This window comes from Micromonospora sediminimaris (genome assembly GCF_016863575.1).
Lineage (GTDB): Bacteria > Actinomycetota > Actinomycetes > Mycobacteriales > Micromonosporaceae > Micromonospora > Micromonospora sediminimaris.
This window is the reverse complement of record NZ_BOPD01000012.1, coordinates 47325-73868: the sequence shown is the minus strand read 5'-3', so window position 1 is coordinate 73868 and position 26544 is coordinate 47325. Positions and strand designations below refer to the sequence as shown.

Annotated in this window: 26 protein-coding genes and 1 tRNA gene; 9 read left to right on the top strand and 18 right to left on the bottom strand. The window is 71.6% G+C overall.

From position 1 onward, the window contains the following. Position 1: 1 nt before the first annotated feature. The 4 genes from ngg to Vse01_RS10700 all read left to right on the top strand — a co-directional run bounded on the left by ngg (position 2) and on the right by Vse01_RS10700 (position 4838). On the top strand, positions 2–1894 hold the full coding sequence (gene ngg / locus Vse01_RS10715) for an N-acetylglutaminylglutamine synthetase (RefSeq protein WP_093406407.1): 1893 nt from the start codon (positions 2–4) through the stop codon (positions 1892–1894). Next, a complete protein-coding gene (locus tag Vse01_RS10710) occupies positions 1891–3084 on the top strand; it encodes an osmoprotectant NAGGN system M42 family peptidase (protein WP_093406404.1) in 1194 nt (397 codons plus the stop codon). Before ngg ends, Vse01_RS10710 begins: the two co-directional genes overlap by 4 nt. A 318-nt stretch (positions 3085–3402) precedes the next feature. Beyond that, positions 3403–4332 (top strand): ribonuclease Z, encoded by a 930-nt coding sequence (locus Vse01_RS10705; RefSeq protein WP_093406402.1) that lies wholly within the window; start codon positions 3403–3405, stop codon positions 4330–4332. Continuing rightward, the gene (locus Vse01_RS10700) at positions 4329–4838 is read left to right on the top strand and encodes a GNAT family N-acetyltransferase (RefSeq protein ID WP_093406399.1); all 510 of its coding nucleotides are present in this window, start codon (positions 4329–4331) and stop codon (positions 4836–4838) included. The genes Vse01_RS10705 and Vse01_RS10700 overlap by 4 nt, the downstream gene beginning before the upstream one ends. Positions 4839–4923: 85 nt before the next feature. Here the strand turns inward: Vse01_RS10700 and Vse01_RS10695 are convergent, their stop codons facing one another. Both Vse01_RS10695 and Vse01_RS10690 read right to left on the bottom strand, forming a co-directional pair. Then, a complete protein-coding gene (locus Vse01_RS10695) occupies positions 4924–6294 on the bottom strand; it encodes a cystathionine beta-synthase (RefSeq protein ID WP_093406397.1) in 1371 nt (456 codons plus the stop codon). Positions 6295–6376: 82 nt separating this feature from the next. Next, complete coding sequence (locus tag Vse01_RS10690; protein WP_093406678.1) at positions 6377–6733, bottom strand: YkvA family protein; 357 nt, start codon at positions 6731–6733, stop codon at positions 6377–6379. Between the two features lie 139 nt (positions 6734–6872). Here Vse01_RS10690 and Vse01_RS10685 point away from each other — a divergent pair, with 139 nt between their 5' ends. From Vse01_RS10685 to Vse01_RS10675, 3 genes are all read left to right on the top strand, one after another. Further along, positions 6873–7925, top strand: coding sequence for an SGNH/GDSL hydrolase family protein (locus Vse01_RS10685; protein ID WP_093406394.1), 1053 nt, complete (start codon positions 6873–6875; stop codon positions 7923–7925). A gap of 46 nt (positions 7926–7971) precedes the next feature. Next, positions 7972–8775 (top strand): SGNH/GDSL hydrolase family protein, encoded by an 804-nt coding sequence (locus Vse01_RS10680; RefSeq protein WP_093406392.1) that lies wholly within the window; start codon positions 7972–7974, stop codon positions 8773–8775. Positions 8776–8861: 86 nt separating this feature from the next. Beyond that, positions 8862–10124, top strand: coding sequence for an acetyl-CoA C-acetyltransferase (locus Vse01_RS10675; protein ID WP_093406389.1), 1263 nt, complete (start codon positions 8862–8864; stop codon positions 10122–10124). A gap of 128 nt (positions 10125–10252) precedes the next feature. Here the strand turns inward: Vse01_RS10675 and Vse01_RS10670 are convergent, their stop codons facing one another. The 3 genes from Vse01_RS10670 to Vse01_RS10660 all read right to left on the bottom strand — a co-directional run bounded on the left by Vse01_RS10670 (position 10253) and on the right by Vse01_RS10660 (position 11921). Continuing rightward, complete coding sequence (locus Vse01_RS10670; RefSeq protein ID WP_093406387.1) at positions 10253–10582, bottom strand: hypothetical protein; 330 nt, start codon at positions 10580–10582, stop codon at positions 10253–10255. Positions 10583–10789: 207 nt separating this feature from the next. Further along, a complete protein-coding gene (locus Vse01_RS10665; RefSeq protein WP_093406384.1) occupies positions 10790–11623 on the bottom strand; it encodes a Bax inhibitor-1/YccA family protein in 834 nt (277 codons plus the stop codon). Between the two features lie 214 nt (positions 11624–11837). Next, positions 11838–11921, bottom strand: a tRNA-Leu gene (locus Vse01_RS10660). A gap of 101 nt (positions 11922–12022) precedes the next feature. On the opposite strand from Vse01_RS10660, the gene Vse01_RS10655 reads away from it, so the two are divergent. Then, positions 12023–13867, top strand: coding sequence for a hypothetical protein (locus tag Vse01_RS10655; RefSeq protein WP_232511304.1), 1845 nt, complete (start codon positions 12023–12025; stop codon positions 13865–13867). A 33-nt stretch (positions 13868–13900) separates the two neighbouring features. On the opposite strand, the gene Vse01_RS10650 is transcribed toward Vse01_RS10655, so the two are convergent. The 13 genes from Vse01_RS10650 to eno form a co-directional block, all read right to left on the bottom strand. Beyond that, positions 13901–15226, bottom strand: coding sequence for an NAD(P)/FAD-dependent oxidoreductase (locus Vse01_RS10650; protein ID WP_093406382.1), 1326 nt, complete (start codon positions 15224–15226; stop codon positions 13901–13903). 155 nt (positions 15227–15381) lie between these two features. Next, positions 15382–15945, bottom strand: a complete 564-nt coding sequence (locus Vse01_RS10645; protein ID WP_093406379.1) for a hypothetical protein — start codon at positions 15943–15945, stop codon at positions 15382–15384. Further along, a complete protein-coding gene (locus tag Vse01_RS10640) occupies positions 15945–17336 on the bottom strand; it encodes a DUF58 domain-containing protein (protein ID WP_093406377.1) in 1392 nt (463 codons plus the stop codon). Before Vse01_RS10640 ends, Vse01_RS10645 begins: the two co-directional genes overlap by 1 nt. Positions 17337–17342: 6 nt before the next feature. Further along, positions 17343–18350: an AAA family ATPase gene (locus tag Vse01_RS10635; RefSeq protein WP_093406374.1), complete on the bottom strand. Its 1008-nt coding sequence runs from the start codon at positions 18348–18350 to the stop codon at positions 17343–17345. After that, positions 18350–18937, bottom strand: a complete 588-nt coding sequence (locus Vse01_RS10630; protein ID WP_093406372.1) for a hypothetical protein — start codon at positions 18935–18937, stop codon at positions 18350–18352. Before Vse01_RS10630 ends, Vse01_RS10635 begins: the two co-directional genes overlap by 1 nt. Then, complete coding sequence (locus Vse01_RS10625) at positions 18934–19662, bottom strand: DUF4129 domain-containing protein (RefSeq protein WP_093406369.1); 729 nt, start codon at positions 19660–19662, stop codon at positions 18934–18936. The genes Vse01_RS10630 and Vse01_RS10625 overlap by 4 nt, the downstream gene beginning before the upstream one ends. 75 nt (positions 19663–19737) lie before the next feature. Further along, positions 19738–20478 (bottom strand): uracil-DNA glycosylase, encoded by a 741-nt coding sequence (locus Vse01_RS10620; protein ID WP_093406367.1) that lies wholly within the window; start codon positions 20476–20478, stop codon positions 19738–19740. After that, positions 20471–21157 carry a dienelactone hydrolase family protein gene (locus tag Vse01_RS10615; protein WP_093406364.1) on the bottom strand — a complete coding sequence of 229 codons (687 nt, stop codon included), beginning with the start codon at positions 21155–21157 and terminating at the stop codon, positions 20471–20473. Before Vse01_RS10615 ends, Vse01_RS10620 begins: the two co-directional genes overlap by 8 nt. A gap of 127 nt (positions 21158–21284) precedes the next feature. After that, positions 21285–22238 carry a Ppx/GppA phosphatase family protein gene (locus tag Vse01_RS10610; RefSeq protein ID WP_093406362.1) on the bottom strand — a complete coding sequence of 318 codons (954 nt, stop codon included), beginning with the start codon at positions 22236–22238 and terminating at the stop codon, positions 21285–21287. A 341-nt stretch (positions 22239–22579) separates the two neighbouring features. Next, positions 22580–23092, bottom strand: a complete 513-nt coding sequence (locus Vse01_RS10605; RefSeq protein ID WP_093406359.1) for an amino-acid N-acetyltransferase — start codon at positions 23090–23092, stop codon at positions 22580–22582. Next, the gene (locus tag Vse01_RS10600) at positions 23089–23646 is read right to left on the bottom strand and encodes a DUF501 domain-containing protein (protein ID WP_093406357.1); all 558 of its coding nucleotides are present in this window, start codon (positions 23644–23646) and stop codon (positions 23089–23091) included. The genes Vse01_RS10605 and Vse01_RS10600 overlap by 4 nt, the downstream gene beginning before the upstream one ends. 22 nt (positions 23647–23668) lie before the next feature. Then, positions 23669–24289, bottom strand: coding sequence for an FtsB family cell division protein (locus Vse01_RS10595; protein WP_093406673.1), 621 nt, complete (start codon positions 24287–24289; stop codon positions 23669–23671). Positions 24290–24318: 29 nt separating this feature from the next. Further along, positions 24319–25602 carry a phosphopyruvate hydratase gene (gene eno, locus Vse01_RS10590; protein WP_093406354.1) on the bottom strand — a complete coding sequence of 428 codons (1284 nt, stop codon included), beginning with the start codon at positions 25600–25602 and terminating at the stop codon, positions 24319–24321. Positions 25603–25823: 221 nt separating this feature from the next. On the opposite strand from eno, the gene Vse01_RS10585 reads away from it, so the two are divergent. Continuing rightward, positions 25824–26516 carry a hypothetical protein gene (locus Vse01_RS10585; RefSeq protein ID WP_093406352.1) on the top strand — a complete coding sequence of 231 codons (693 nt, stop codon included), beginning with the start codon at positions 25824–25826 and terminating at the stop codon, positions 26514–26516. The last annotated feature ends 28 nt before the right edge of the window (positions 26517–26544 follow it).

Genomic DNA, 26544 nt, shown 5'->3' with positions numbered 1-26544 from the left:
CGTGACGGACACCCTGGCCACCGGCGTCGCCCGGACAGACCGGGGCCGCGGCACGGGCAGACGGTACGAGCGGGTCGGGCCGGGCGGTGATCCGATCGCGACCGGCGGCACCGACCCGACCGCCGACGAACGCCCGAGCACCGGTGCGGATGTCATCCTCGACTGCGGTTGGGGGCGGCTGGTCTTCGGCCAGACCTTCGCCGACCAGTCCGCGGTCGCCGACGTCCTGCGCTCCGAGGCGGCCGGCGCCCGGGACATCTGCATCTACCTGCGGGATCCGCACGTGCTGGTTTCCCGGTTGCCCGACGAGCTGTTCATCGACCCGTCGTTGACGTTCCGGTTGCCGCTCGGCGGGGACCGTCGCGGGCCTCGTCCCGGTGCCGGCACCACCGAGGAGGCCGGTAGCGCCGAGACGCCGGCACCGCTCGACGGTCGCAACGAGCTGCCCGGGGTACGCATCCGTCGGTTGCGCGACGCCGCCGACGCCGACGCGGTCAACCGGATCTACGCGGCCAACGGCATGGTCACCGCCCCGGTCGACGTGCTCGTCGACAACGCCGCGACCGACCGTTTCCTGCACCTGGTGGCCGAGGCGGTCACCGGCGAGATCGTCGGCACCATCACCGGCATCGACCATGTGGCGGTCTTCGACGACCCGGACAACGGCGCCAGCCTGTGGTGTCTCACCGTGGACTTCAACCAGGCCCCGCCCGGCACCGGACAGGCCCTCATCACCGAGCTGGCCAGCCGGTTGGTCGCCCGGGGCCGCGCGTACGTCGACCTGTCCGTGCTCGCCGAGAACGCCGGTGCGATCCGGCTGTACGAGCGGCTCGGTTTCTACCGCACCGCCACGCTCTGCGTGAAGCGGAAGAATCCGATCAACGAACGGTTGTTCCTGCCGGCCATGCCGGTCGGCTACGACGGGCTCAACCCGTACGCGCGGATCGTCGCCGACGAGGCGATGCGGCGGGGCATCCGGGTGGAGGTGACCGACCCGGAGTGGGGCGAGCTGCGGCTGACCAGCGGCGGCCGGACCATCCTCACCCGGGAGTCGCTGTCCGAGCTGACCTCGGCGGTGGCGATGAGCCGCTGCGACGACAAGCGGGTCACCCGCCGGATCCTGACCGAGGCCGGCCTGTCGGTGCCACGCGGGCGCACCGCCACCGGCGACGCCGCCGACGCGGAGTTCCTGGCCGAGGTGGGCCAGCTGGTGGTCAAGCCGGCGCGGGGCGAGCAGGGCAACGGCATCACCGTCGGCGTACACACCCCGGAGGCGCTGACCGCCGCCGTCGAACTGGCCGCCCGGTTCTGCCCGGAGGTGCTGCTGGAGGAGCTGTGCTCCGGCGAGGACCTGCGAGTCGTCATGATCGATCACGAGGTGGTGGCCGCCGCCGTACGCCGGCCCGCCTCGATCACCGGCGACGGAGTGCACGACATCGCCGAGCTGATCGAGCGGCAGAGTCGTCGTCGGGCCGCCGCCACCGGCGGCGAGTCCCGCATCCCGCTGGACGACATGACCCGGGACGTGGTCACCGAGGCCGGGTACGAGCTGCACGACGTGCTGCCGGAGGGGCAGGTGCTGGCTGTGCGACGCACCGCGAACCTGCACACCGGCGGCACCATCCACGACGTCACCGGAGAACTGCACCCGGTTATCGCCGAGGCGTGCGTCGCCGCCAGTCGCGCCATCGACATCCCGGTCACCGGGCTCGACCTGCTGGTGCCGGCGCCGGACCAGCCCGAGCACGTCTTCATCGAGGCCAACGAGCGGCCCGGGCTGGCCAACCACGAGCCACAGCCCACCGCCGAACGCTTCGTGGATCTGCTCTTTCCCGGGACTCGGGCACCGCAGAAGCTCTGGACGCCGGCGGGTGCGGCACCATCTGGGGCATGACCGTACGCAAGACCACTCCGCTCCCCATCGACCTGGACTATCTCCGTCAGGTGCTGGTCGAGTTGCTCGACATACCGAGCCCGTCGGGGCGCACCGACCATGTGCAGCAGTACGTGGGCGAGCGCCTCTCGGCGCTCGGCATCCCCTCGACGCTGACCCGCCGGGGCGCGCTTAGCGCCTGCCTGCCCGGCCCCCGGGAGACCGGCGCGGACCGGGCCATCGTGGTACACACCGACACCATCGGCGGGATGGTCAAGCGGCTGAAGGAGAACGGCCGGCTGGAACTGAAGCCGATCGGCACGCACAGCGCCCGGTTCGCCGAGGGCGCCCACGTACGGATCTTCACCGACGACCTGGATCGGGTGGTCACCGGTCAGGTGCTGCCGCTCAAGGCCAGTGGTCACCGTTACAACGAGGGCGTCGACCTGCAGGGCTTCGGCTGGGAGCAGGTGGAGGTACGCGTCGACGAGCCGGTGGAGGACATCGCCGGGCTGCGGGCTCTCGGCATCGACGCGGGCGACTTCGTGGCGTTCCTGCCCAACCCGACGGTCACCCCCAGCGGGTACGTCAAGTCCCGCCACCTGGACGACAAGGCCGGCGTGGCCGCGGTGCTCGCCGCCCTGAAGGCGATGGTCGACGCCGGGGTGAAGCCGGCCGTGAGCGCGCACCTGCTGGTCACCGTGACCGAGGAGATCGGCCACGGCGCGTCCCACGGCCTCGACCCCGACGTGGCCGAGATCGTCTCGGTGGACGCGGCGGTGGTCGCCCCCGGGCAGCAGTCCCGGGAGCACTCGGCCACCCTGGCGATGGGCGACGGCGTGGGGCCGTTCGACTACCACCTCACCCGCAACCTGGCGTCGATCGCCCGGGAACACGACGTGGATCTCGTCCGGGACGTCTTCGACTACTACCGCTCGGACGTGGCGGCGGCGGTGGAGGCGGGGGCACACGCCCGGGTGGCGCTGCTCGGCTTCGGCGTCGACGCAACCCACGGTCACGAGCGCACCCACCTGGAAGGGCTGCGCCACCTGGCCCAGTTGATCTGCCTCTACCTCCAGAGTGACCTGGTGTTCCCCGAATGGGACGCCGAGCCGGAGGGCGACCTGGCCGACTTCCCGTCACTGGCGGTGCAGCCGGCCAGCGCGGACGGCCCCCGGGAAGGCCCGATAGGCATCGCCCAGAGCGCCTGACGACCGGGGTCGACGGCAGTGTGATCGAAATCCGTTGCCGGTCGGCCGGCGGCTGGATAGCGTGGCGGTACACGGGAAAGGAGGTGGTCCAGACTTGTATAGCAATCGGACTCGTGAGGTGGCTGTCCGCTAGCCGCTGTCCTCGACAGTGACAGCCCCGTCCCTCGGGACGGGCACGGTAAGAATCGTCGAGACCGTGTGGCAGCGGTGCGGCGAAACCACGACAGCCACCCGACCCCCGGGGTGCCGGCCCAGTCCAGTCGGCCCGCGCGTCAGCGCGGAAGCCCCGGGGGTCGCTTCATTTCACCGGAGGCGGCCGTGTCCATGCGCGAGCTGGTGGTGCTCGGCACGGCAAGTCAGGCACCCACCCGGGACCGCAACCACAACGGGTACGTGCTGCGGTGGGACGACGAGGTGATCCTCTTCGACCCGGGCGAGGGCAGCCAGCGGCAACTGCTGCACACCGGCGTCACCGCCACCGACCTCACCCGGATCTGTGTCACCCATTTCCACGGCGATCACTGTCTCGGCCTGCCCGGCACCATTCAGCGCCTGTCCCTGGATCGGGTGCCGCATTCGGTGGCGGTGCACTTCCCGGCCGAGGGGGCCGACTACTTCGCCCGGCTGCGGCACGCCAGTTCCTTCCACGAGACCGCCGAGCTGGCCGTCACCCCGATCGAGGCGGACGGACAACGGATAGTGCTGCGGAACGGGACGTTGGAGGCACGCCGGCTGCGGCACCCCATCGAGACGTACGGCTATCGGCTGGTGGAGCCCGACGGGTGCCGGATGTTGCCGGAGCGGCTGGCCGCGTACGGCATCGCCGGGCCCGCGGTGGGTGAGCTGCAACGCGTCGGCCACCTAGATCTGGACGGGCGTCGCGTCACCCGCGACGAGGTGAGCACGCCACGACCGGGGCAGCGGTTCGCCTTCGTGATGGACACCGGCCTCTGCGACGGGGTGTACGCGCTGGCCGAGCAGGCCGACCTGCTGGTCATCGAGTCGACGTTCCTGGAGTCGGAGGCCGCGCTCGCCGCCGAGGTCGGGCACCTGACGGCCGGCCAGGCCGCGCGGGTGGCGGCCGAGTCAGGGGTACGCCGACTCGTGCTCACCCACTTCTCCCAGCGCTACGCCGACCCGACCCGCTTCGCCGACGAGGCCCGCCGACACTTCGACGGCGATCTGGTGATCGCCGAGGATCTGGCCACGATTCAGGTGCCACCCCGACGGGTACCCTCGGTCGAGTGACCGTCACGCTGCGTCCGGCCGGGTCCGCTGATCTCCTGCCGGTGGGCGCCCTGCACCAACGTTCCCGGGTCGCCGCGTACTCCTCGTTCCTGCCGGCGGAGGCGCTGGCCGACCCGACCCCGGAGGCGATGGGCGAATACTGGGTGCAGCGATGGACCTGGGAGCGCGCCGACCACGTGATGACGGTGGCCGAGCGGAACGGCACCTTGGCCGGCTTCAGCTACCTGGGCCCCGACGACGAGGGCGACCCGGCGACCGGCCTGCTCAACGCCATCCACCTGGAGCCGACCGAGCGTGGTCGCGGCGTCGGCCGGGCGCTGATGGTCGACGCCCTGAACAACATGCGGACCCGCGGCTGGCGCCGCGCGGTCCTCTGGGTCCTGCGCGACAACACCCCCGCCCGCCACTTCTACGAACGCGGCGGCTGGCACCCCACCGGCCAGCAGCGCGACGAGATGATCGGCCGGACGCACACCCCCCAACTCCGCTACACCCGCCCCCTCTGACTCCCCCCATCAACCCCGTTGATCAGGGGGTAGCGGCATCGTGGAGATCGAAGACTGCCGCTACCCCCTGATCGACACAGTTGGGCTAGCGGGCGCCCAGGTGGGCTAGGAGGTCCTGACGGGTGAGGACACCCTTGGGTTTACCGTCGATCAGGACCAGGGCGGCGTCGGACTTCTCCAGCAGGTTCACCGCCTCGCTGACCGGCTGACCACCGCCGACCATCGGCAGCGGCGGCCCCATGTGCCGCTCGATGGTGTCGTGCAGGTGCGCCTGGCCGGTGAAGAGCGCGTCGAGCAGATCCTTCTCGGCGATCGAGCCCGCCACCTCGCCGGTCACCACCGGCGGCTCGGCCTTGAGCACCGGCAACTGCGAGACGCCGTACTCGCGCATGTAGTCGATGGCGTCGCGGACCGTCTCGGTCGGGTGCACGTGGACCAGTTCGGGCAGGCCACCCGGCTTACCAGCGATGGCCTCGGACACGGTGGGTTCCGAACCGGAGGCGTCGAGGAATCCGTAGCGCGCCATCCAGGCGTCGTTGAAGATCTTGGAAAGGTAGCCCCGACCGCCGTCCGGCAACAGCACCACGATCACGTCGTCCGGGCCGGCGGCGCGCGCCACCTCCAACGCCGCGACCGCCGCCATCCCGCAGGAGCCGCCGACCAGCAGCCCCTCCTCGCGGGCCAACCGCCGGGTCATCTCGAAGGACTGCTTGTCCGAGACCTCGATGATCTGGTCGGCCACGTTCCGGTCGTACGTCTCCGGCCAGAAGTCCTCGCCGACCCCCTCGACCAGGTACGGCCGACCGGTGCCACCGGAGTAGACCGAACCCTCCGGGTCGGCACCGATGATCTTCACGGTGCCGTTGGAGGCTTCCTTCAGGTAACGCCCGATGCCGGAGATGGTGCCGCCGGTGCCCACTCCGGCCACGAAGTGGGTGATCCGTCCCTCGGTCTGCTTCCACAGCTCCGGGCCGGTGGTCTCGTAGTGCGAGCGCGGGTTCGCCGAGTTGGCGTACTGGTTGGGCTTCCACGCGCCGGGGATCTCCCGGGCCAGCCGGTCGGAGACGTTGTAGTACGAGCGCGGGTCCTCCGGCGCGACGGCGGTCGGGCAGACCACCACCTCGGCGCCGTACGCCCGCAGCACGTCCTGCTTGTCCTGGCTGACCTTGTCGGGGCAGACGAACACACAGCGGTAGCCCCTGAGCTGGGCCACCAGGGCCAGCCCGACGCCGGTGTTGCCGCTGGTCGGCTCGACGATGGTGCCGCCCGGCCGGAGGATCCCCGCCGCCTCGGCGTCCTCCACCATGCGCAGCGCGATCCGGTCCTTCACCGACCCGCCGGGGTTGAGGTACTCCACCTTCGCCAGCACCGTCGCCTGAATGCCCTCGGCGACGTTGCGTAGCCGTACCAGCGGCGTGTTGCCGATCATTTCGACGACGTTGTCGTAGTACTGCACCTCGTTGTGCCCTTTCGCTCCGGCACCGGCACGCCAGGCCGGGCGGGTGAACCAGGTGGAATTCCCGCCCAGAGTACGTCGGTCAGGGCACCACGTGGCCGGGGACCACGGTGCTGCGACGTGCCTCCCACTCCAGGAAGCGCTCGGTCTCGGCAAGCACCGAACCGGCCAGCCAGGTGACCATCACCGCGTCGTCGATCAGCCCGAACACGGCGAGGAACATTTCCGGTACCGCGTCGATCGGCGAGACGATGTACGCCGTGGCGGCGGTCATCATGGCCAGCCGCAGCCCGCCGTCGTACTGGCCACGGGCGGTGGCCGCGATCATCCTGGGCAGCGCACCGATCCGGGCGCCGAGCGACGGCCCGCCCCGGGCACCTGCGGTCATCGCCCGTGCCAGGGCCACGAACGCGGCACCTCGTTTCAACGTCTTAGCCATCGTCGTGCTCCTCTCCACGTGCAGCGTGACGCCCCGCCGCAACACTGTCCATCCAAGTACCCAGCGCGGTCGTTTTCCAGGCACCGGAGCGCCGCGACGATGACAGCAGGGCGTCAGACAGGCGCGCTAGTGTCACGGTATGGGGGTCGCTGGTTCCGTCGTACCGGATCGTCCGCGCTGGCAGCGTGCCCTGCGGGTGGCCCGTCTGGCGGCCATCGGCACGGGCGCCACGGTGGCCGCCGCCGCGGCGACGACAGGTGTGCTCTTCGGTCAGGCCCGGCAGGCCCGGCGCACCATCCCGATGGCCGAGGCACCGCCACCACGCTGCGACGGCGTCTATGGCGCGAAGTTTCCCGGGCCCGCGATCACCATGGTCGTTCTGGGTGACTCGTCGGCCGCCGGTTACGGGGTGCACCGACGCCGTGAAACGCCTGGCGCGTTGTTGGCCACCGGCCTGTCCCGGCGTCTCCAGCGTCCCGTCCGGTTGCACCGCTTCGCGGTGGTGGGCGCCATCTCGGCCGGCTTGAAGTTCCAGGTGGAGGCGGCCCTGGAGTGCGACCCCGAGGTCGCGGTCATCCTGATCGGCGGCAACGACGTCACCAACCGCACCCCGCCGGCCCTGGCCGTGCGCTACCTCGTCGAGGGGGTTCGGGCACTGCGCGCAGCCGGTGCCGAGGTGGTCGTCGGGACCTGCCCGGACCTGGGCGCGATCCGCCCCATTCAGCCACCGCTGCGCTGGTTGGCCCGCCGGTGGAGCCGGCAGCTCGCCGCGGCGCAGACGGTCGCGGTGGTGTCGGCCGGTGGTTGGACGGTCTCCCTCGGCGACCTGCTCGGTCCCCGGTTCACCGCCGAGCCGGGGCGGATGTTCGCCTGGGACCGGTTCCACCCCTCCGCCGAGGGCTACGCGGCGGCTGCCGCCGCCCTGTTGCCGACGGTGCTCTCCGCTCTGGGCCAGGGTGCCGAACGCAGGCCTTCGCCAACCCGGCTCGAAGGCGTACGGTCGTTGCCTAAGGCCGCACAGGAGGCGGCTCGGCACCCGGGGACGGAGGTCAGCGGTACGCAGGTCCGGGGCAGCGAGAGCGGTCCGGCCGGCCGTTGGGCGCAGTTGCGCCGGCGGGGATTCTTCGGCGTCGGTCCGACGCCGCAGCCAGCCCGCACCGTCGACACACCCGCAGTGGAAGGATTCTCATGACCGAGCGGATCAGGGGCCGGTCCGGTTCCGGCGCGAGGGCAGCGTCATGACCAATCTCTCTGCCGGCACCCAGGTCGCCGCGCGGGTCGCCCGTACCGCCGCATTTTCCCTGCTCGCGGGCGCGCTCGGCGGAGCCGCGGTGCTCGCCGGCGAGGCCGTGGTCGCGCGCAACCGTCGCTACGCCCAGCCGGAGCTCGGCCTGGCACTGCGGGCGACCGTCGGTCGGGCCGGTGCCCCACCGCTGCGCCTGGTGCTGCTCGGCGACTCCTCCGCCCTCGGCGTCGGCGTGGACCGGCTCGGCGACACCATCGGCGGGCAGTTGGCGGAGTTGCTCGCCGAGGGGCCGGGCGGGCGTCAGGTGCACCTGTCCAGCGTCGGTGTCTCCGGCTCGCGCTCAACCGACCTGGCCACCCAGGTGGCGCGCGCGCTGCTCGGCGAGCGGCCGGACGTGGCGGTAGTCCTGGTCGGTGCCAACGACGTCACCAGCATGCGCCGGCCGACCGAGGCCGCCGCCTATCTCGGCGCGGCCGTGCACCGGCTGCGTCAGGCCGGCGTCGAGGTCGTGGTCGGCACCTGCCCGGATCTCGGCGCCGTACGCGCGATCGCGTCGCCGCTGCGGCAGGTCGTCGGTTGGATGGGGCGTCGGGTCGCCCGGGCACAGACCGGTGCGGTGCTCGACGCCGGAGGGACGGTGGTCGACCTGGCCATCGAGACGGGCCCGGTGTTCCGGGCCGACGCCGGCACCTTCTGCCACGACGGCTACCACCCCTCCGCCGACGGTTACCGGGTCTGGGCCCACGCCCTGCTGCCCGCGGTGGCCGCCGCCGCGGCCGTCACCCCACACCACTGAACGGGTCTGCTCATCCGACGCGGGGTGACATTTCCCGGCGGACGGAAAACTTCCGCCGCAAGTTACCGGCGAGTTACCGTGTCGGTATGCCGATTGAGTCGTCCCGCGACGCCGTCATCGTCGCCACCGCCCGCTCCCCCATCGGCCGGGCCCACAAGGGCTCCCTACGTGATCTCCGCCCGGACGATCTGGCCGCCACCATCGTGCAGGCGGCCCTGGCCAAGGTGCCGCAGCTCGACCCGCGACAGATAGACGACCTTTATCTCGGGTGCGGGCTGCCCGGCGGCGAGCAGGGTTTCAACATGGCTCGCGTGGTCGCCGTGCTGATGGGCCTCGACGGCCTGCCCGGCGCGACCCTCACCCGCTACTGCGCATCCTCCTTGCAGACGACGCGAATGGCCATGCATGCGATCCGGGCCGGTGAGGGCGACGTCTTCATCTCCGCCGGCGTCGAAATGGTCTCCCGTTACGCACGCGGCAGCTCCGACGGCCTGCCGCCCGAGGCTCAGGCCCTGGTCGGCGGCGGCTGGGAGAATCCACGCTTCGCGTCGGCACGCGAACGGTCCCAGGCTCGCGCCGAGGCCGGCGCGCCGGTCTGGACGGACCCGCGTGAGAAGGACGCGCTACCCGACGTCTATCTGGCCATGGGACAGACCGCCGAAAATCTCGCCCAGGTGTACGACGTGAGCCGCGCGGACATGGACGCTTTCGGCGTACGCAGCCAGAACCTGGCCGAGAAGGCGATCGCCGACGGCTTCTGGTCCCGTGAGATCACCCCGGTCACCACGCCCGACGGCACAGTGGTCGCCACCGACGACGGCCCCCGAGCCGGGGTCACCTTGGCGGCGGTCTCCGAGCTGAAGCCGGTCTTCCGCCCGGACGGTCGGATCACCGCCGGCAACTGCTGCCCGCTCAACGACGGGGCCGCCGCCGTGGTCGTGATGAGCGCCCAGCGGGCCGATGAACTGGGCATCACTCCACTGGCGCGGATCGTTTCCACAGGTGTCACCGCGCTGTCACCCGAGATCATGGGCCTCGGCCCGGTGGAGGCGAGCCGGCAGGCACTCGAACGCGCCGGTATGACCATCGACGACGTCGACCTGGTCGAGATCAACGAGGCGTTCGCCGCCCAGGTGATCCCGTCGTACCGCCAACTGGGCATCCCGGAGGAGAAGCTGAACGTGATGGGCGGCGCGATCGCCGTCGGTCACCCGTTCGGGATGACCGGCGCCCGGATCACCGGCACACTGCTCAACGCCCTGCAATGGCATGACGCGACCATCGGCCTGGAGACCATGTGCGTCGGTGGCGGCCAGGGCATGGCAATGGTCGTCGAGCGCCTGAGCTGACTGAGCACTGATAGCCGGCGATCAGCGTGGCCGGCGATCAGCGCAGTCGCGACATGCGGCAACTCGGGCCATCAGCTCGGCGGAAGACCCCGGCTTGCCGCATATCGGGCCGCTTGAGGACCCGGTGGTCAGAGCGCGGTCCGGGTCGCGGTGACCTCGGTGGCGGCCCGGGCCAGGTCCTCCTCGCTCGGGTCCGCGGCGAGCAGGTCCGCGGTGACCACCCGGAGCTGGTCGGGCAGAGCCAGGTCGTTGTCGAGCCGGGGTACGACTCGTCGTGGCTGCCCCTCCGCGTCCGCAGCGAGGTTGGCGATCTCCTGCACCAACCGGTGCACCAGATCCGCCCGGGACACGTTGCCGACCGACGCGGCGGCTGACCACCGTGGCTGTTGCCAGTGGCTGACCTGCCGCACCAGCAGCTCCACCCCCCGCGCGACCTCCAGCACCGCCGCTGCCTCCATCCCCACCCCCCGCACTCTACGCACCCACCCCCCACCGTCTCGTCGACCACGGAGTTGTGGTTGTCGATCCACCCCTTCCGCCCGTTATGGCGCGACCACAAGTGCATGATCAACGAGACGGGGGCGGGAGGGGGTGGGCTGGGGAGAGAGACGACGGCGCCCGCCCCGGGTGGGGGGCGGGCGCCGGTCGGTCGTTGGGCGGCGAGGTCAGTCGTCGCCCTGGAAGTAGCTCAGCAGGCGCAGCATCTCGATGTAGAGCCAGATCAGGCTGACCAGGATGCCGAACGCGGCCACCCAGGAGTAGCGCTGCGGCAGGCCCATCCGGACGCCGTCCTCGACCTCCTTGAAGCTCAGCACGAAGCTCAGCGAGGCGACCACGATGCAGACGATGCTGAAGCCGATGGCCAGCGGGCTGCCGTCACGCAGGCCGGTGTTGACGCCGAAGAGCGCCAGCACCAGGTTGATCAGCATGACGGCGAAGAGACCCGCCATCACCGCGATCATGCCCTTGACGAACTTCGGCGTCGCCCGGATGACCCGCGCCTTGTAGAGCATGGCCATCACGAAGAAGACACCGAAGGTCGCGGTCACCGCCTGGAGCACGATGCCGTCGTACAGCGATTCGAAGAACTTGCTCACGGCACCGACGAGGACACCCTCGACGACGGCGTACGCGACGACGAGCGCCGGGTTCGCCATCCGGGAGAAGGAGATGATCAGGCCGAGCACCAGGCCGACGATTGCCGCACCGATCCAGGCGACGCCGAGCAGCGCGTCGGGCACCAGCGCCCACGCCGCCGCGGCGGCGACGCCGACGATGGCCAGGAGGGTGACCGTCTTGACCACCACGTCGTCGATCGACATGGGGGTGACCGCCGGCGGGGCCGACGGAAAGCCGGGCGCGCCGGGGTAGCCGGCCTGCGGCGGAACCTGCTGGGGGTAACCGGGCTGTCCGTACGGCCCGGACGGGGCGTACCCGGCGGCCCGCTCCCGCTCGGCCGCCTGACCGAGCCGGGCGAGCACCGGGTTCGAAGTCTTCACTGTCTCTGGCCTCCCTCAGGGGGTCTCATTGCACGTCAACGTGCAATACAAGAGTAAACGTCCCGACCAGCCCTTGGAGATCGCCAAGCTGAGGGAAAGCTGAGAGCTGGGCCGGACGCCACCTGAGCACAGGCTCACCGGCAAGCACGGCGGCGCCCGGTGCGGTCGAGATCGGCGCAGCGCGATTCCCCCTCCTGAACGGATCTTCGCGGGGTGGTGCCCGGGGCGGGGGTCGAACCCGCACGCCTTGCGGCAGCCGCTTTTAAGGCGGCCGTGTCTGCCTTTCCACCACCCGGGCGGGTGACACCGGCGTGCCGGCACGTACGGTGCAGTGCCACGGTAGCGGGTTCGTCGCCACTGCGGCGTCCCCCGCCGAGCACCGCCAGTAGGGTCGAGGCCGTGAGCAGCCGCGCACCCCTCGCCCCCACCGACGACGTGGCAACGCAGGCGGATCGCCCCCTCGCCCGGGTACGCCGGCAGCGGCTCACCCGGTTGGCCCGGACGGCGGCCCAGTATCGGATCGACCTGCTGGTAGGGCTCTTCTTCGCGGCGCTCGCCGGTGCGCTCACCCACCGACTCTGGGCCGACCCGACCGGTCTGGTGCTCGCCCTCAACCCTGAGGACCAGGTGCTCTACGAGTGGTTCCTGGCCGTCGATGCCCGGGCCCTGCTGGGCGACTTCGGCCTGTCCACCGACCGGCTCAACGCGCCGGTCGGGGTCAACCTGATGGCCAACACGTCGGTCATCGCCCTCGGTGTGCTGTGCGCCCCCGTCACCCTGCTGTTCGGCGCTCCGGTCACCTTCGCCCTGCTGGTCACGGTCAACCTCGCCGGCACCGCAACCGCCTGGTACCTCCTGTTCAGCCGTACGCTGCGGGCCCGCCGGGCCGCCGCGACGCTGGGCGGTGCACTGTGCGGCTTCGCCCCCGGCATGGTGTCCCAGAGCAACAGCCACCTGCACATGACGGCGCAGTGGCTGTTGCCGGTCATCGTCTGGCTGGTCGTACGCCTGCTGCGGGCGGCCGACCCCGCCGCTGGATCCGGGCCGGCTGCCGGCGCGCCGGACCGACGCCGGTTGGCCACCTCCGCGATGGGGCTCGCCGCCGCTGTCGCCGCTCAGGTGTTCATCGGCGAGGAGGTGCTGTTTCTCGCCGCGCTCACCCTGCTGGTGATGGCGGTGACGATGATCGTCACAGACCGCGATCTCGCCCGGCGGGCGCTGCCCGCCTTCGCCGGCGCAATGGTCCTCGCCACCGGTACGGCCCTGCTGGTGCTCGCCCGCCCGTTGTGGTTCCAGTTCGCCGGGCCCCTCGGCGTCGCCGACGGCATGTTCAGCCCGCACTACTTCTCGGCCGACCTGCGCAGTTGGTGGGCGATCTCACCGCTCTCGCTGCTCGGCGACGACCGCTCCGCCCAGTTGAGCACCGGCCCGGCCGAGTACAACACCTTCCTGGGCTGGCCGCTGCTGGTCGTCACCACCGGCTGCGCCGTCTGGCTGGGCCGCCGCCCGCTGGTGCTGGCCTGCACCGCCGGGATTCTCGTGATGGCTGCGCTGTCGCTCGGCCCCGAGGTGGTCTTCGACCGCGAAGGCTCCGGACTGCCCGGGCCGTACGCACTGCTCGGCGGAGTGCCGGTGGTCGACGGCGCGCTACCGATGCGGTTCGCCCTGGCCGTACCGCCGCTGATCGCGACGCTGCTGGTGCTGGCGGTCGACCGGGCGCTGCGCAGCACGGGCCGTGTCCGCCGGGTCACGCTGGTCGCGGTCGTCGTGGCGGTCGTACCACTGCTCCCCGCGCCGCTGCCCACCGCACAACGCCCGCCGGTTCCGGAGTTCATCACCGCCGGCCACTGGCGGACCTGTGTCGAGCCGGGCGGCGTCCTGGTACCGGTGCCGTTGGCCACGCCCAAGGAGCCCTGGCCGATGCGGTGGGCGACCGCGGCCGACGCCGAGTTCAGCATGCCGCAGGGCTTCTTCATCGGGCCGCACGGCCGTGGCGGCAGCGCCGCGATGGGCGTCGCCCCGCGACCTACCTCCGCCCTCCTGGCCGACGTGGCCCGCAGCGGCCTCCGGCCCGTCGTCGGGGACGAGCAGCGCCGCCGCGCCGCGGCGGACGTCGCGTACTGGGGTGCCTCGTGCGTGGTGCTGGCCGCCGACACCGCGCACGCCGACAGTCTGCGGCTGACGTTGGAGGCGCTCTACGGACCGTCGACCCGACTCACCGACGCCTGGTACTGGCGGGTCTGAGCACGTGGGGCGCCAACGGCACCCCACGTGCACTCACACCTTCGACGGTGGCTGGGACGCCTCGGCGAACTCCTCGCGCGGGTCGTGCAGCTGGCCGAGGGCCACCACCTCACGCTTGAGCACGAACGCCAGCGTCCAGTCGACCACGACCCGGACCTTCCGGTTCAGCGACGGGATCCGGCTCATGTGGTACGTCCGGTGCATGAACCACGCCGGCCAGCCGGTCATCTTGATGCCGTAGACCTGGGCCACTCCCTTGTGCAGACCGAGGCTGGCCACGCTGCCGGCGTGCTTGTGCTTGTAGGGCACCGGCGCGCGGCCCCTGATCACGGCGACGATGTTGTCGGCCATCCGCTGCGCCTGGCGTACCGCGTGCTGGGCGCTCGGCGAGCAGTAGTTGCCCGGCGGCTTGGTCAGGTCAGGTACGGCGGCGCAGTCACCGGCGCTCCAGGCACCCTCGACCACGCGGTCACCGTCGACCACCTGCAACGTCGGCAGGCAGGTGACCCGGCGCCGCTCCTCGCGGGGGAAGTCGGTCGCGTCCAGCATCGGTGACGGCTTCACCCCGGCGGTCCAGACGATGGTGTCCGCGCTGAAGCTGTCCCCGTCGGAGAGCTTGACCACCCCGTCGACGCAGGACTCCAGCCGGGTGTCGAGCCGGATGTCCATGTCCCGCTTCAGCAGCTGCTGCACCGTGTAGGCGCCCATGTCCCGGTCGACCTCCGGCAGCACCCGCTGGGTGGCCTCGACCAGTACCCACCGCATGTCCGACGTGTTCAGCTCCGGGTAGTACTTCAACGCGTGGCGGGCCATGTCCTCCATCTCCGCCAGCGCCTCGATGCCGGCGTACCCGCCGCCGACGAAGACGAAGGTCAGCGCCCGACGGCGTACCTCCGGGTCGGTGGTGGCGGCGGCCACGTCGAGCTGTTCGAGCACGTGGTTGCGCAGGTAGATGGCCTCACCGATGGTCTTGAAGCCGATGCCGTGCTCGTGCAGTCCTGGGATCGGCAGGGTTCGGGAGACCGAGCCGGGGGCGACCACCACGTGGTCGTAGGTGATCTCGCGGGGCGGGCCGATGATCGGCTGCACCGTGGCGGTCTTACTCGCGTGGTCGATCCGGGTGACGGCACCCGCCACCACCTTGCACCGGCGCAACTCCCGACGCAGCGGCACCACGGAGTGCCGTGGGGAGATGTTTCCCGCCGAAGCCTCGGGCAGGAAAGGCTGGTACGTCATGTGCGGCTGAGGGTCGACGACGACGACCTCAGCCTCACGGGGACTCAGCTTCTTCGACAGGCGCAGCGCCGCGTAGAGACCGACGTGCCCGGCGCCCACCACAAGGATCCGCTTCGGATTCACGCCTACCATCTTTCCCCCACCGCCAGCGGTAATCCCGCGTGCGGCCCCCTTCTGTGACCGAGCACAAGGCGACTGTGACGGCGGTAACGACGGCCATCGTCAGCACCTCGACGCCCCGACATCAGCTGTCGCGGCAGACCCGGAGAACCCCGGAATCACCTGCGTCGCAGCAGCCCAGCCAGCAACGCGGTCACCCCGACAGCCAGCAGCAGACCGGCAAGCGTGACCGCCTGCCAGCCGCCGCCTCCGGGCCGGGCACCGGAGAGTTCGAGCAGCAGCACGCCGAGCACCGACGTGGCGAGCAACACTCCGGCGGCCCGGGTGAGCCAACGCACTATCACGTCCGGGTCCACCACGGCGTCGTACGGCAGCACCGCCACCAGCGCGCAGAGCGTATGGGTCAGGTAGAGCGCCACGGCCACCGCCATCAGCCGCCACAACGCGATAGGTCGGTGGTACCCGTCGGTGGCGAGCAACCACCCGGCGACAGTGACCAGGGCGGCGAAGGTCGGCCAGAGCCGGCGCGGCAGCACCGCCGGCAGCACCGCGACCGCCACCAGCGGGCCCAGCGCCTCCCCCGCCACGACCTCGGCGGGATACGCCAGCAACAACCCCACCAGCGCGCTGAGGAAGATCCCCAGCCGGACCAGCACGGGAGCCAGGGAGATCCGTGCCGCGGCGGTCCGCAACGCCCGAACCCGCCCGATGACCGCCTCCATCACCGGCCACCCACCCGGGGGGCGGTGGCCAGCCTCGCCACGTCGCGTAGCACCTGGTCGAGACTGCCGGCGCCGGCCCACGGCACCACCGGCACCCCGTGCTCACGCAACTGCGCGATCATCGTGTCCCGGTCCAGTCGCCACAGCCGGTACGCCACCTCTGCCCAGCCCCGGTCCTTCGGTGGCGACAGGTCCGCCGGGAGCGTGTCGACGGCCACCACGAACCGTCCCGAACGGGCCAACCGGGCCAACATCTGCGCCGACCGCTCCTCCAGCAACGGGGTGAGCACCACCACCAGCGCGTCCGCGGAGAGCAGTTGCGGGCCGAACACGTGGTCGTACGGCTCGTGTGGCGAGGACTGGGCCTTGACGTCCAGCAGCCACTCCAGCACGGTCAGGTACTGCCGTCGTCCGGTCGCCGGGCGCAGCCGCCGGGCACTCGGGCCGTACTCCAGCAGCGCCACCCGGTCACCCCGGTGCAGGTAGTGCTCGGCGATGGCGGCGGCCGCCCGAACCGTGGTGTCCAGCACCGACGCCGTACCGGTGACCCCACCGGAGCGACCCGCCTCGGCCAGCACGTCGAGCAGCACGACCACTTCGGCGTCCCGGTCGGAGAGGGTGGCCGCCACGTGCAGTTGCCGGGCCCGCAGCGACACCCGCCAGTCGATGCGACGCAACCGGTCACCGGGGGCGAAGACCCGCACCCCGGCGAGTTCGCCTCCCTCACCGGGACGACGCGAGTGGTGGGCACCGACCAGGCCGGCGGCCCGGGGCATCACCTCGACCGCCTCGAACGGCTCGGTCTTCGGGTACACCTTCGACCGGACCGGTTCGACGACCACCGCGCGCGAGACGAGCAGGCCCTGCGCGGCGGCGACCCGGGCGCCCGCCGGGCCCAGCGGATGCCGGCCCCACCGCAGCGCGGTACCGGCCAACTCAAGGTCGACGGCGGTGTCCGGCGCGACCGACGTGACGAACGGGCGGTCCGCCACGGTCGGTTGACCGGCACCGGCGGATCGGCCGGTGCCGACCACCGCGCTGCCGGCGAGACCCGCGCGTTCGACGCGCAGCCACGGTGAGACCCGGGTACGCAGCACCGCCACGTCGTAGGGGACCGCCCCCGGGTTGCCGACGGTGACCGTCCCGGCCATCGCACCGCCCTCCACCAGGGGGTCCTCGTCGGCGCTGAGCCACACCCGGGGCAGTTCGACGGGTCGGCGTCGCAACGCGTACGCGGTGCCGAGCGCGAACGGGACGGCCAGCACGATCAGATCCACCCGTCCCAGCAGCACCGCGGCGACCAGAAGCAGGCCGGTGAGCAGCACCGCCCGACCGAACGCCCAGGTGGGCGTCCAGTTGGTGGGTGCCGTTCGATCGCTCCGCTCGCTCACGCCGGGTCAGTCTCCCGGCCGGCCGGCGGCGTAGCTGGGCAGCGCGCCGCTGGCCGGCGCCGGGGTGCCGTCGAGAACCTCACCGACCACGAAGGACGGGTCGACCCGACGCAGCCACATCTCCGGCCGCAACGTGATCCGGTGGGCCAGCGCCGGGGCCGCGACGTCCTTGACGTCCTCGGGCACCACGTAGTCCCGCCCGGAGAGCACCGCCCGTACCCGGGACAGCAGCATCAGTGCCAGCGAACCCCGCGGCGACGCGCCGACCAGCACCGACGGGTGCTCACGGGTGGCCGCGGTCAGTGCCACGATGTACCGGCCCACCGAGTCCTCCACCACGACGTCCTCCAACGCTGCCTGCATGGCGCGCAGGGTGCCGGCGTCGACCACCGGCTTGATCTCGGCCTCCTCGCGGCGGCGCGCCATCCGCCGACGCAGCACCTCCCACTCCTCGTCCTGCGCCGGGTAGCCGAACGACACCCGCAGCAGGAACCGGTCCAGTTGCGCCTCCGGCAACGGATAGGTGCCCTCGTACTCGATGGGGTTGGCGGTGGCGAGCACGTGGAACGGCTCGTCAAGCCGGTACGTCACGCCCTCCACCGAGACCTGCTTCTCCTGCATCGCCTCCAGCAGGGCCGACTGGGTCTTCGGCGGAGTCCGGTTGATCTCGTCGGCGAGCAACAGGTTGGTGAAGACCGGCCCGGCCCGGAAGGTGAAGTCACCGCTGCGCTGGTCGTAGAGGAACGAGCCGGTGACGTCGGCGGGCAGCAGGTCGGGGGTGAACTGTAGGCGCCGGAAGTCCAGGCCCAGTGCCTGGGCGAAGGACCGCGCGGTGAGCGTCTTGCCCAGCCCCGGCAGGTCTTCGAGCAGCACGTGGCCGCCAGCGAGGATGCCGGCGAGCACCAGCTCCAGGGCGTCCCGTTTGCCGACCACGACCTGGCCCACCGCGTCCAGTACGGCCCGGGCGAGGCGACCTACCTCGGTGGGGGGCATCGTCCGGCCGACGTCGTTCATCAGATCTTCTCCAGTTCGGCGACGATCGCCGCGAGGTCGCGCGGCGAGGGGGTGCGGCGGGGTGGGGTTTCCAGAAACGTCGACAGGTCATCGCCCAGGAGGGCGCGGGCCCGGGCCGGATCCGACTCACGGGTGACGCCGTGCTTCAGGCGCATCCGCTCGTCCGCCAGCTCGGCCAGGCGGGGCAGGATCACGGTGGTGAACCGTTCGGGACGGGTCTTGGACCACTCCAGGGGAGTCGCCCAGCCGTTGATCGCGCCTCGCAGCGCGTCCCGGGCGTCCCAGTTGTAGGTGCCGGGCTCCTCGCCGCCCCGCGACGACGAACCGCCCTGGCCGGACTTCGGTGGTGGGGCGAGGGTGGCGACGATCCGGCGTACCACCAGCAGCGCTACCACGGCGGCGACCAGCACCAGCAACGACACCCGCAGCCCGACCGCGCGCAGCCCGGCGACGGCCACCACGGTCACCACCGCGGTGATACCCAGCACGCCGGCGACGGTACGCAGCCGCCCGCCCCGGCGCGGCTCGGACTGGACCGGCCGCTCCTCGGAGAAGCTGAGCAGGTCGTCGATACTCGTACTGCTCACGCCGGCTCCCGCTCGGCCAGTTCGGTCAGTTCGCCGCGCAACCGGCGCAGCGCCACCCGGGCCTGGTCCCTGGTCCGTTCGTCCACCGGACGGGTGGCGTACCTGGCCTCGCGGTAGACGTGCGCGAACTCGGCCAGCACGTCGGCACTCACGATCGCCGGCACGCCGGTGGACGGATCACCGCGAAGCAGCCGGGTGACCAGGTCGGTGGGGGTGTCGCCGGTCAGCCGGGGCACCCCGGCGACGGCTGCGGCCTCTTCGAGGCGTACCCAGCAGGCGATCACCGCGGTCCGCGGGTCGGTGGCGCGGTCGTCCAGGTCGACCAGGCCGGCGTCGACGGCCGCCACCACCTCCGCGGCGGTACCTTCGGCGCTGCGCCGGGTCGGCTGCGCGGGCAGCGCCCGGGTGACCCGCCGCGCCACCCCCCGCGCCACGGTCCAGATCAGATAGCTGAGGGCGGCCAGCAGCGCCAGCCCGAGCACCGCCACCGCCACAGTGCCGAGCCAGGACGGGATCCGGGTCCGGGTCTCCTCGGCGGCCTCGCGGGGCTCGGCCGGGATCGACGGACGCGGCTCCCCGCTCGGGTACTCCAACACGAAGGGCGCATCCTTGACGGCGGGCGGTATCCGGCTCGCGCCGATCGACGAGTGCGCGGTGGCGAGGGTAACGGCTGCGAGCAGGGCAATCACCGCCGTCACCGGCCACCAGCTGCGAAGCACGTCCATCGGTTACCTCCGGGCCATCGGGGCGTACGGCGGGACGGCACCCGTACCGTCCGCCATCGTCATCGCCCCGCCGCCTCAGTCCACCCCGGCCAGCAGTTTCGCCCGGGCGAACACATCGTCCAGCATCTCTGGTGTCAGCCGACCGGTGAAGGTGTTCTGCTGGCTGACGTGGTAGCAACCGAGCAGTTCCGGTCCGGCCGTGCCGGACCAGTGTGCCCCATGCCCGAACGACGGTCGCGGGCTGGGCGGAGGGACGCCGTACCCGGCACGTAACGCCGGCCACCACGCGGCCCAGGCGAAGGCACCCAGCGCCACCACCACCCGCAGCGTCGGCCGGATCAGCTCGACCTCACGATGCAGCCAGGGCGCGCAGGTGTCCCGCTCGCCCGGGGTCGGCTTGTTGTCGGGTGGGGCGCAGCGTACGGCGGCGAAGATCCTCGTCTCCCGCAGCGCCAGTCCGTCGTCGGCGGCCACACTCGTCGGCTGGTTGGCCAGGCCGGCCCGGTGCAGGGCGGCGAAGAGCACGTCACCGGACCGGTCGCCGGTGAAGATCCGGCCGGTGCGGTTGCCGCCGTGCGCGGCCGGGGCCAGCCCGAGGATGGCGATCCGGGCCGCCGGATCGCCGAAGCCGGGCACCGGCCGTCCCCAGTACTCCTGATCGCGGAAGGCCGCCCGCTTCGTGCGGGCCACCTCCTCCCGCCAGTCGACCAGCCGGGGGCAGGCAAAACAGTCGGCAACGTACGCGTCCAGGTCGGCCAGATCAGTCGCCCGCGCGGCGCGGGCGACGACCTCGACGGGGGTACGCGACTCAGCCAAGCTTGGCCCGGAAGAGTTCCAGGGTGCGCGCCCAGGCGCTGGTGGCGGCCCGCTGGTCGAACTTCTCCGGCCGATCCTCGTTGAAGAAGGCGTGCGCGGTGCCCGGATAGTCGTGCAGTTGGCAGCTGCCGCCGGAGTTCTCGATGGCCCGGCGTACCGCCTGGACACCCGGGTCGGCAGAGGTGCCGTCCGCCTCGGAGCAGTGCACCAGCGCCTCCTTGCCCGCGTAGTCGGTCCACTCGGTACGCATGCCTTCCCAGGGCAACTGGGGATAGAAGGCGGCGGTGGCGACGATCCGATCGGAGAAGTTCGCGGCCCACAGCGCCAGGCTGGCCCCGGCGCAGAACCCGGCGCACCCCACCTTGCCGGTGACCTCGACCCGGCCGGCGAGGTAGTCGGCGGCGGCGGCGATCTCCCGTGCCGTCTCGTCCATCTGCGGGCCGTTGAGTAGCCGCCGCGGCTCACTCGGCTTCCCGGCCGGCTCGCCGTGCCGGAAATCGGGAGCGAGGGCGACGAAGCCCGCCTCGGCGAAACGGTCAACCACCGACCTGATGTGCGGCACGAGGCCCCACCAGTCCTGAATCACGATCACTGCCGGGCTTGCCGCGCCGGTGGCAGGTATCGCGAGATATCCCTCACCCGTGCCGCCATCACCACGGTAGGTCACCATCTCGCCCATCGGCCCGTCCTCCTAGCGGTCAGTCATCGTTGGCTGGTCGCCCAGTGGTCCTACGTGCGGGTAGCCTGCCACGCGGTGACCGCCGCCGGGAAGATGCCGGAACAGTGGCATTCACCTCCTGTTCGCGCTAGCGCCGATACCTCCCGTTCGCGTCTGCCAGACTCCAGGCGATGCCGTCGAGGATGTCGTGCTCGGAGGCGACCACGGCGGCCATGCCCGCCCGCTCCATGGCGACGCGGAGCACCAGTGCGCCGGCACCGATCACGTCGGCGCGGCCGGGATGCATCACCGGGATGGCCAGCCGCTGCTCGCGCGTCATGGCCAGCAGCTCGGCGGTCACCTCCGCCACCCGGTCGTACGACACTCGGGCGTGATGGATGCGGGCTGGGTCGTACCCGGTGAGGCCCTCGGCGATCGCGACGACGGTGGTGACCGACCCGGCGAGCCCGACCAGCGTGGCCGCCTGCCGTCCCGGCACGGCCGTAAGCGCCCGATCCACCGCGACCGCGATGTCGGCCTGGGCGGCGGCGATCTCGTCCAGCCCTGGCGGGTCACCGTGCAGGTGTCGCTCGGTCATCCGGACGCAGCCGATGTCCATGGAGATCGCGGCGTCGACCCCACCGTCCCGGGTGCCGACGACGAACTCGGTCGAGCCGCCACCGATGTCCAGCACCAGGTACGGCGACGGCGCGTCGGCGGGCAGGCCGCGCACCGCTCCGGTGAACGACAGCCGCGCCTCCTCGTCCCCGCTGACCACCTCCGGCGCGACGCCGAGCGTCTGCTCGACCATGGCGCGGAAGTCGGCCGCGTTCTCCGCGTCCCGGCTGGCCGACGTGGCGCACATCCGCACCCGCTCGACACCCAGTTTCTCGATCTCGGCGGCGTAGTCGGCGAGCGCGACCCGGGTCCGCTCGATCGCCTCCGGAGCGAGCCGGCCGGTGGCGTCCACGCCCTGACCGAGCCGGACGATCTCCATCCGCCGGCTCCGGTCGACAAGCGGTGCGGCCGGTCCCGCCGACGGGTCGGGCAGGTCGGCAACCAGCAACCGGATGGAGTTGGTGCCACAGTCGATGGCGGCCACACGCGTCGTCACGACGAAACCCTACCGCCACCACCGACCCACTCCTCCGGGCACCGCATGCACGGAATGTAGCCACACCGGCGGTGACTCTCCGGAGTCGAACAGCCGCACCCCCCGTCCTCCCCATCGCCCCCTTTGCTCTGCTTACCTATACGCAACCCCCTCATGAACAGGGGTTCCCTGAAAGCCCAGACCGATCCATACCCAGCCAACCATCACCGAAAGTAAACCTGTGCGTATGGGTAAGCAGAGCAAAGGGGCCAAGGTGGTAAGTGGACCAGCGGGGAGTCGGACACAGCGAGTGACAGCGCGACCCGGGTGACGGGGCCGAGCGGGGGCTGTCAGAGGCGTAGCAGCATGCGGGTGTTGCCCAGGGTGTTCGGCTTGACCCGTTCCAGGTCGAGGAACTCGGCGACACCCTCGTCGTACGAACGCAGCAGCTGCTCGTAGACCGGGTGCGGCACCGGGGCGCCGTCGATCTCACTGAAACCGAACGAACCGAAGAAACGGGTCTCGAAGGTCAGCACGAAGATGCGGGCCACCCCCAGCTCCCGTGCCGCGTCGATCAGCTCCGTAACGATCCGGTGGCCGATCCGCTGGCCCCGACAGCGGGGATCGACCGCCACCGTACGGATCTCGGCCAGGTCCTCCCACATGACGTGCAGCGCGCCGCAGCCCACCACCGCACCGTCGGAGACCCGGCTGGCGACCCGGAACTCCTGCACGTCCTCGTACAGGGTGACCGTGGCCTTGCTGAGCAGACGACGGTCGTCGGTGTAGGTGTCGACCAGTCGTCGGATCGCCCGCACATCGGCGGTGCGGGCCCGCCGAACCACGACGTCGCCCTCGCTCACCCGGCCTCCGGGACATCGACACAGCGTCCGGTCGTCCACCACGGTTCGACCAGGTCGAGCGTCTCGTCACCGAACGGGTTCACCCCCGGCCCGGCGGCGAGCGCGTGACCGAGCTGAACGTGCAGGCACTTGACCCGTCCGGGCATCCCGCCGGCGGAAATGCCGGCGATCTCGGGCACCTCGGCGATGGCGTCCCGGCGGGCCAGATAGTCCTCGTGCGCCGCGCGGTACCGGGCGGCCAACTCCGGGTCGGTGGCCAGCCGCTCCGCCATCTCCTTCATCAGCCCGGCCGACTCCAGCCGGCTGCACGCCGCGGTCGCCCGGGGGCAGGTCAGGTAGAACAACGTCGGGAAGGGAGTGCCGTCGGCCAGCCGGGGAGTCGTCTCCACCACGTCGGGCAGGCCGCACGGGCACCGGTGGGCCACCGCCCGGGTGCCGCGGGGCGGGCGTCCGAGCTGCGCGGCCACCGCGGCCAGATCGGCCTCCGTGGCCGGCTCCCGCTTCGGCGGGGGTACGGAGGCCGCCGCCGGCTCCTGCGGTGGTACGACAGTCACGATGCCATCTCTCGTCGGGTGCTCAGTCTTCGGTCTGGTGGGCGTCGGCGGCCCGCACGCTGGACCAGAGAGTGTCGTACCAGGGGTCGGGGGTGACCGGCGTTGCCGGGCCCTCGGCGGTGCCCGCCTCGCGGGCCGCGCCGGCCGGGTCGTCGAGCAGGATCAGCATCTTCTCACCGGGCCGCCGCATGAAGAACCGCTCCCGGGCCTGCGTCTCGATGTACGCCTCGTCCTGCCACTTCTCCGCCTGGGTGGTCAGCTCGGCGATCAGCTTCCGCTGGGCCGCCTGCGCAGCCTCCATCCGCTCGATGTCGGCCTGCTGATCCAGATAGACCCGGACCGGATAGGTGTAGGCGAGGGCGAGCGCGATCAGCACCGCGAAGAGCACTGTGGCCCGGCCGGTGAGACCTCGGGATCGGGGTGCGGACAGCCGCGTCACCGCACCGCCGGCAGCCGTGCGCCGGGCGGCGGCGGGGCGCTTGGCGGAGCGTACGCCCTCGGCACCGCGGGCGGCCGACGGCGCCCGGCCGGCGGCGGACCGCGACTCGGCACGGACACCGCCGTCGCGGGCCGTGCCGGGCCGGCCGGCGCGGGCCGGTCGACGCACCGGACGCTGACCACCCGGCGTGCGGCGCTGCTGCATCACACCCCTCCCCCGAGGTACGGCATCCGTCAGGCGGAACGGTAGCGCGGGAAGGCGCCCGCCCCGGCGTACCGCGCCGCGTCGGCCAGCTCCTCCTCGATCCGCAGCAGCTGGTTGTACTTCGCGACCCGGTCCGACCGCGCCGGCGCACCGGTCTTGATCTGACCGCAGCCGGTGGCCACCGCGAGGTCGGCGATGGTGGTGTCCTCGGTCTCGCCGGAGCGGTGGCTCATCATGCACTTGAAGCCGGCCCGGTGGGCCAGGTCCACCGCGTCCAGCGTCTCGGTGAGCGAACCGATCTGGTTGACCTTGACCAGCACCGCGTTCGCCGCCTTCTCGGCGATGCCCCGGGCGATGCGCTGCGGGTTGGTGACGAACAGGTCGTCGCCGACGATCTGGACCCGGTCACCGATCGCCGCGGTCAGCGTCTGCCAGCCGGTCCAGTCGTCCTCGGCCAGCGGGTCCTCGATGGAGACGATCGGGTACGCGTCGGCAAGCTTGGTGTAGTACTCGCTCATCTCCGCGGCGCTCTTGGCCGCGCCCTCGAAGGTGTAGCTGCCGTCGGCGAAGAACTCGGTGGCGGCGACGTCGAGGGCGAAGACGATGTCGGTGCCGAGCCGGTAGCCCGCCTTTTCCACCGCCTCTGCGATCAGGTCCAGCGCGGCGGCGTTGGTGGGCAGGTTCGGCGCGAAGCCGCCCTCGTCACCGAGCCCGGTGGACAGATCCTTCTTCTTCAGCACCGACTTGAGCGCGTGGTACACCTCGGCGCCGGAGCGCAGCGCCTCCCGGAAGCTCGGCGCGCCGATCGGCGCGATCATGAACTCCTGGATGTCGACGTTGCTGTCGGCGTGTGCCCCACCGTTGAGGATGTTCATCATCGGCACCGGCAGCAAGTGCGCGTTCGGCCCGCCCAGGTAGCGGAAGAGGCTCAGGTCGGCGCTCCCGGCTGCGGCCTTCGCCACCGCCAGGGAGACTCCGAGGATCGCGTTGGCGCCCAGCTCGGCCTTGTTGTCGGTGCCGTCGATGTCGAGCATCTTCTGGTCGATCGCCCGCTGCTCGCTGGCTTCGTAGCCGATGAGCTGGTCGACGATCCGGTCCTCGATGTTGGCGACCGCCTTCTCCACTCCCTTGCCCAGGTAGCGGCCCTTGTCACCGTCGCGCAGCTCGATCGCCTCGAAGGCGCCGGTCGAGGCGCCGGAGGGCACCGCCGCCCGGGAGATCGTGCCGTCGTCGAGCCCGACCTCGACCTCGACCGTCGGGTTGCCCCGCGAGTCCAGGATCTCCCGAGCCTCGATTACCTCGATGGTTGCCACTGAGTCGCTCCTCGTTCGTGTGGTCTCGTCCGGTTTGGGCCGCGACGGTGCGGCAGCGGCAGGTGTTGAACGCAGCGTATCGGTCCCCGCTCCCCGGCACGGCGACCGGGCGGGTCAACGACCACGCTCCGGTACCCGACGGGTCGGACATTCCCGGATTCTCGTGCCTCAACCGGCAACCGGTTTGCACGAGCGGGACCCGATCGACAAGGCTGGTCGCCATGCCCGCCGCCTCGACCACTCTCCGTACGCTCGCTGTGTCGGTCATCGCGTTGCTCACCGTCACCGGCTGTCAGGCGCTGGACGACGCCGGACGGGCCATGGGTCGATCCGACATCGTCAACGATCTCGCCGCGCGGATGGACCGGGCGCTGGAGCTGACCTACTCGGCGGAGTACCAGCTTCCCGGCGGGCGGAGCGCCTCCTTCGTCCAGTCGCAGGACCCGGCCCGGTCCAGCTACACCTGGCCCGGCGGAAAGGTGACAGTCACCGACGAGGCGACCACCCGATGCGACACCGACGGCGACCGGACCGTCTGCACGCTTGAGGAACCGCCCGCGCCCAACAGCAAGCCCTCGGTCGTGGTCTTCGCCGAGGCCGAGCTACAGGGGCTGGTCACTCCTCCGATGGTGATGGGGCGGCTGACCGCCGCGGCGTTGGATCCGGATGCGGTCATCAACGAGCGCAGCAGCACGGTCGTCGGCCACCACTCGACCTGTGTCGACGTACGCCAGGCCGCGGAGAGCTTCACCGCCTGCGTGACCGGGGAGGGCGCGCTGGGCAGCTTCACCGGCCAGGTCGACGGGCAACCTGTCGAGTTGGCGCTGAGCCGCTTCCGCGATCAGGTCGACGGCGGCGCCTTCGACCTGCCGGCGGGCGCCGACGTGGTGGACCGGCGCACCGAGGGCCCCTGAGCCGACGCCCCGGCAGCCGGGCGAGGCG

Excerpts from the sequence above, each read along its gene's own strand:
- Vse01_RS10710 (WP_093406404.1), top strand. The coding sequence starts at position 1,891 with ATGACCGTACGCAAGACCACTCCGCTCCCCATCGACCTGGACTATCTC.
- Vse01_RS10690 (WP_093406678.1), bottom strand. The coding sequence starts at position 6,733 with ATGGCTAAGACGTTGAAACGAGGTGCCGCGTTCGTGGCCCTGGCACGG.
- Vse01_RS10685 (WP_093406394.1), top strand. The coding sequence starts at position 6,873 with ATGGGGGTCGCTGGTTCCGTCGTACCGGATCGTCCGCGCTGGCAGCGT.
- Vse01_RS10680 (WP_093406392.1), top strand. The coding sequence starts at position 7,972 with ATGACCAATCTCTCTGCCGGCACCCAGGTCGCCGCGCGGGTCGCCCGT.
- Vse01_RS10675 (WP_093406389.1), top strand. The coding sequence starts at position 8,862 with ATGCCGATTGAGTCGTCCCGCGACGCCGTCATCGTCGCCACCGCCCGC.
- Vse01_RS10670 (WP_093406387.1), bottom strand. The coding sequence starts at position 10,582 with ATGGAGGCAGCGGCGGTGCTGGAGGTCGCGCGGGGGGTGGAGCTGCTG.
- Vse01_RS10645 (WP_093406379.1), bottom strand. The coding sequence starts at position 15,945 with ATGGAGGCGGTCATCGGGCGGGTTCGGGCGTTGCGGACCGCCGCGGCA.
- Vse01_RS10635 (WP_093406374.1), bottom strand. The coding sequence starts at position 18,350 with ATGAACGACGTCGGCCGGACGATGCCCCCCACCGAGGTAGGTCGCCTC.
- Vse01_RS10625 (WP_093406369.1), bottom strand. The coding sequence starts at position 19,662 with ATGGACGTGCTTCGCAGCTGGTGGCCGGTGACGGCGGTGATTGCCCTG.
- Vse01_RS10615 (WP_093406364.1), bottom strand. The coding sequence starts at position 21,157 with ATGGGCGAGATGGTGACCTACCGTGGTGATGGCGGCACGGGTGAGGGA.
- Vse01_RS10595 (WP_093406673.1), bottom strand. The coding sequence starts at position 24,289 with ATGCAGCAGCGCCGCACGCCGGGTGGTCAGCGTCCGGTGCGTCGACCG.
- Vse01_RS10585 (WP_093406352.1), top strand. The coding sequence starts at position 25,824 with ATGCCCGCCGCCTCGACCACTCTCCGTACGCTCGCTGTGTCGGTCATC.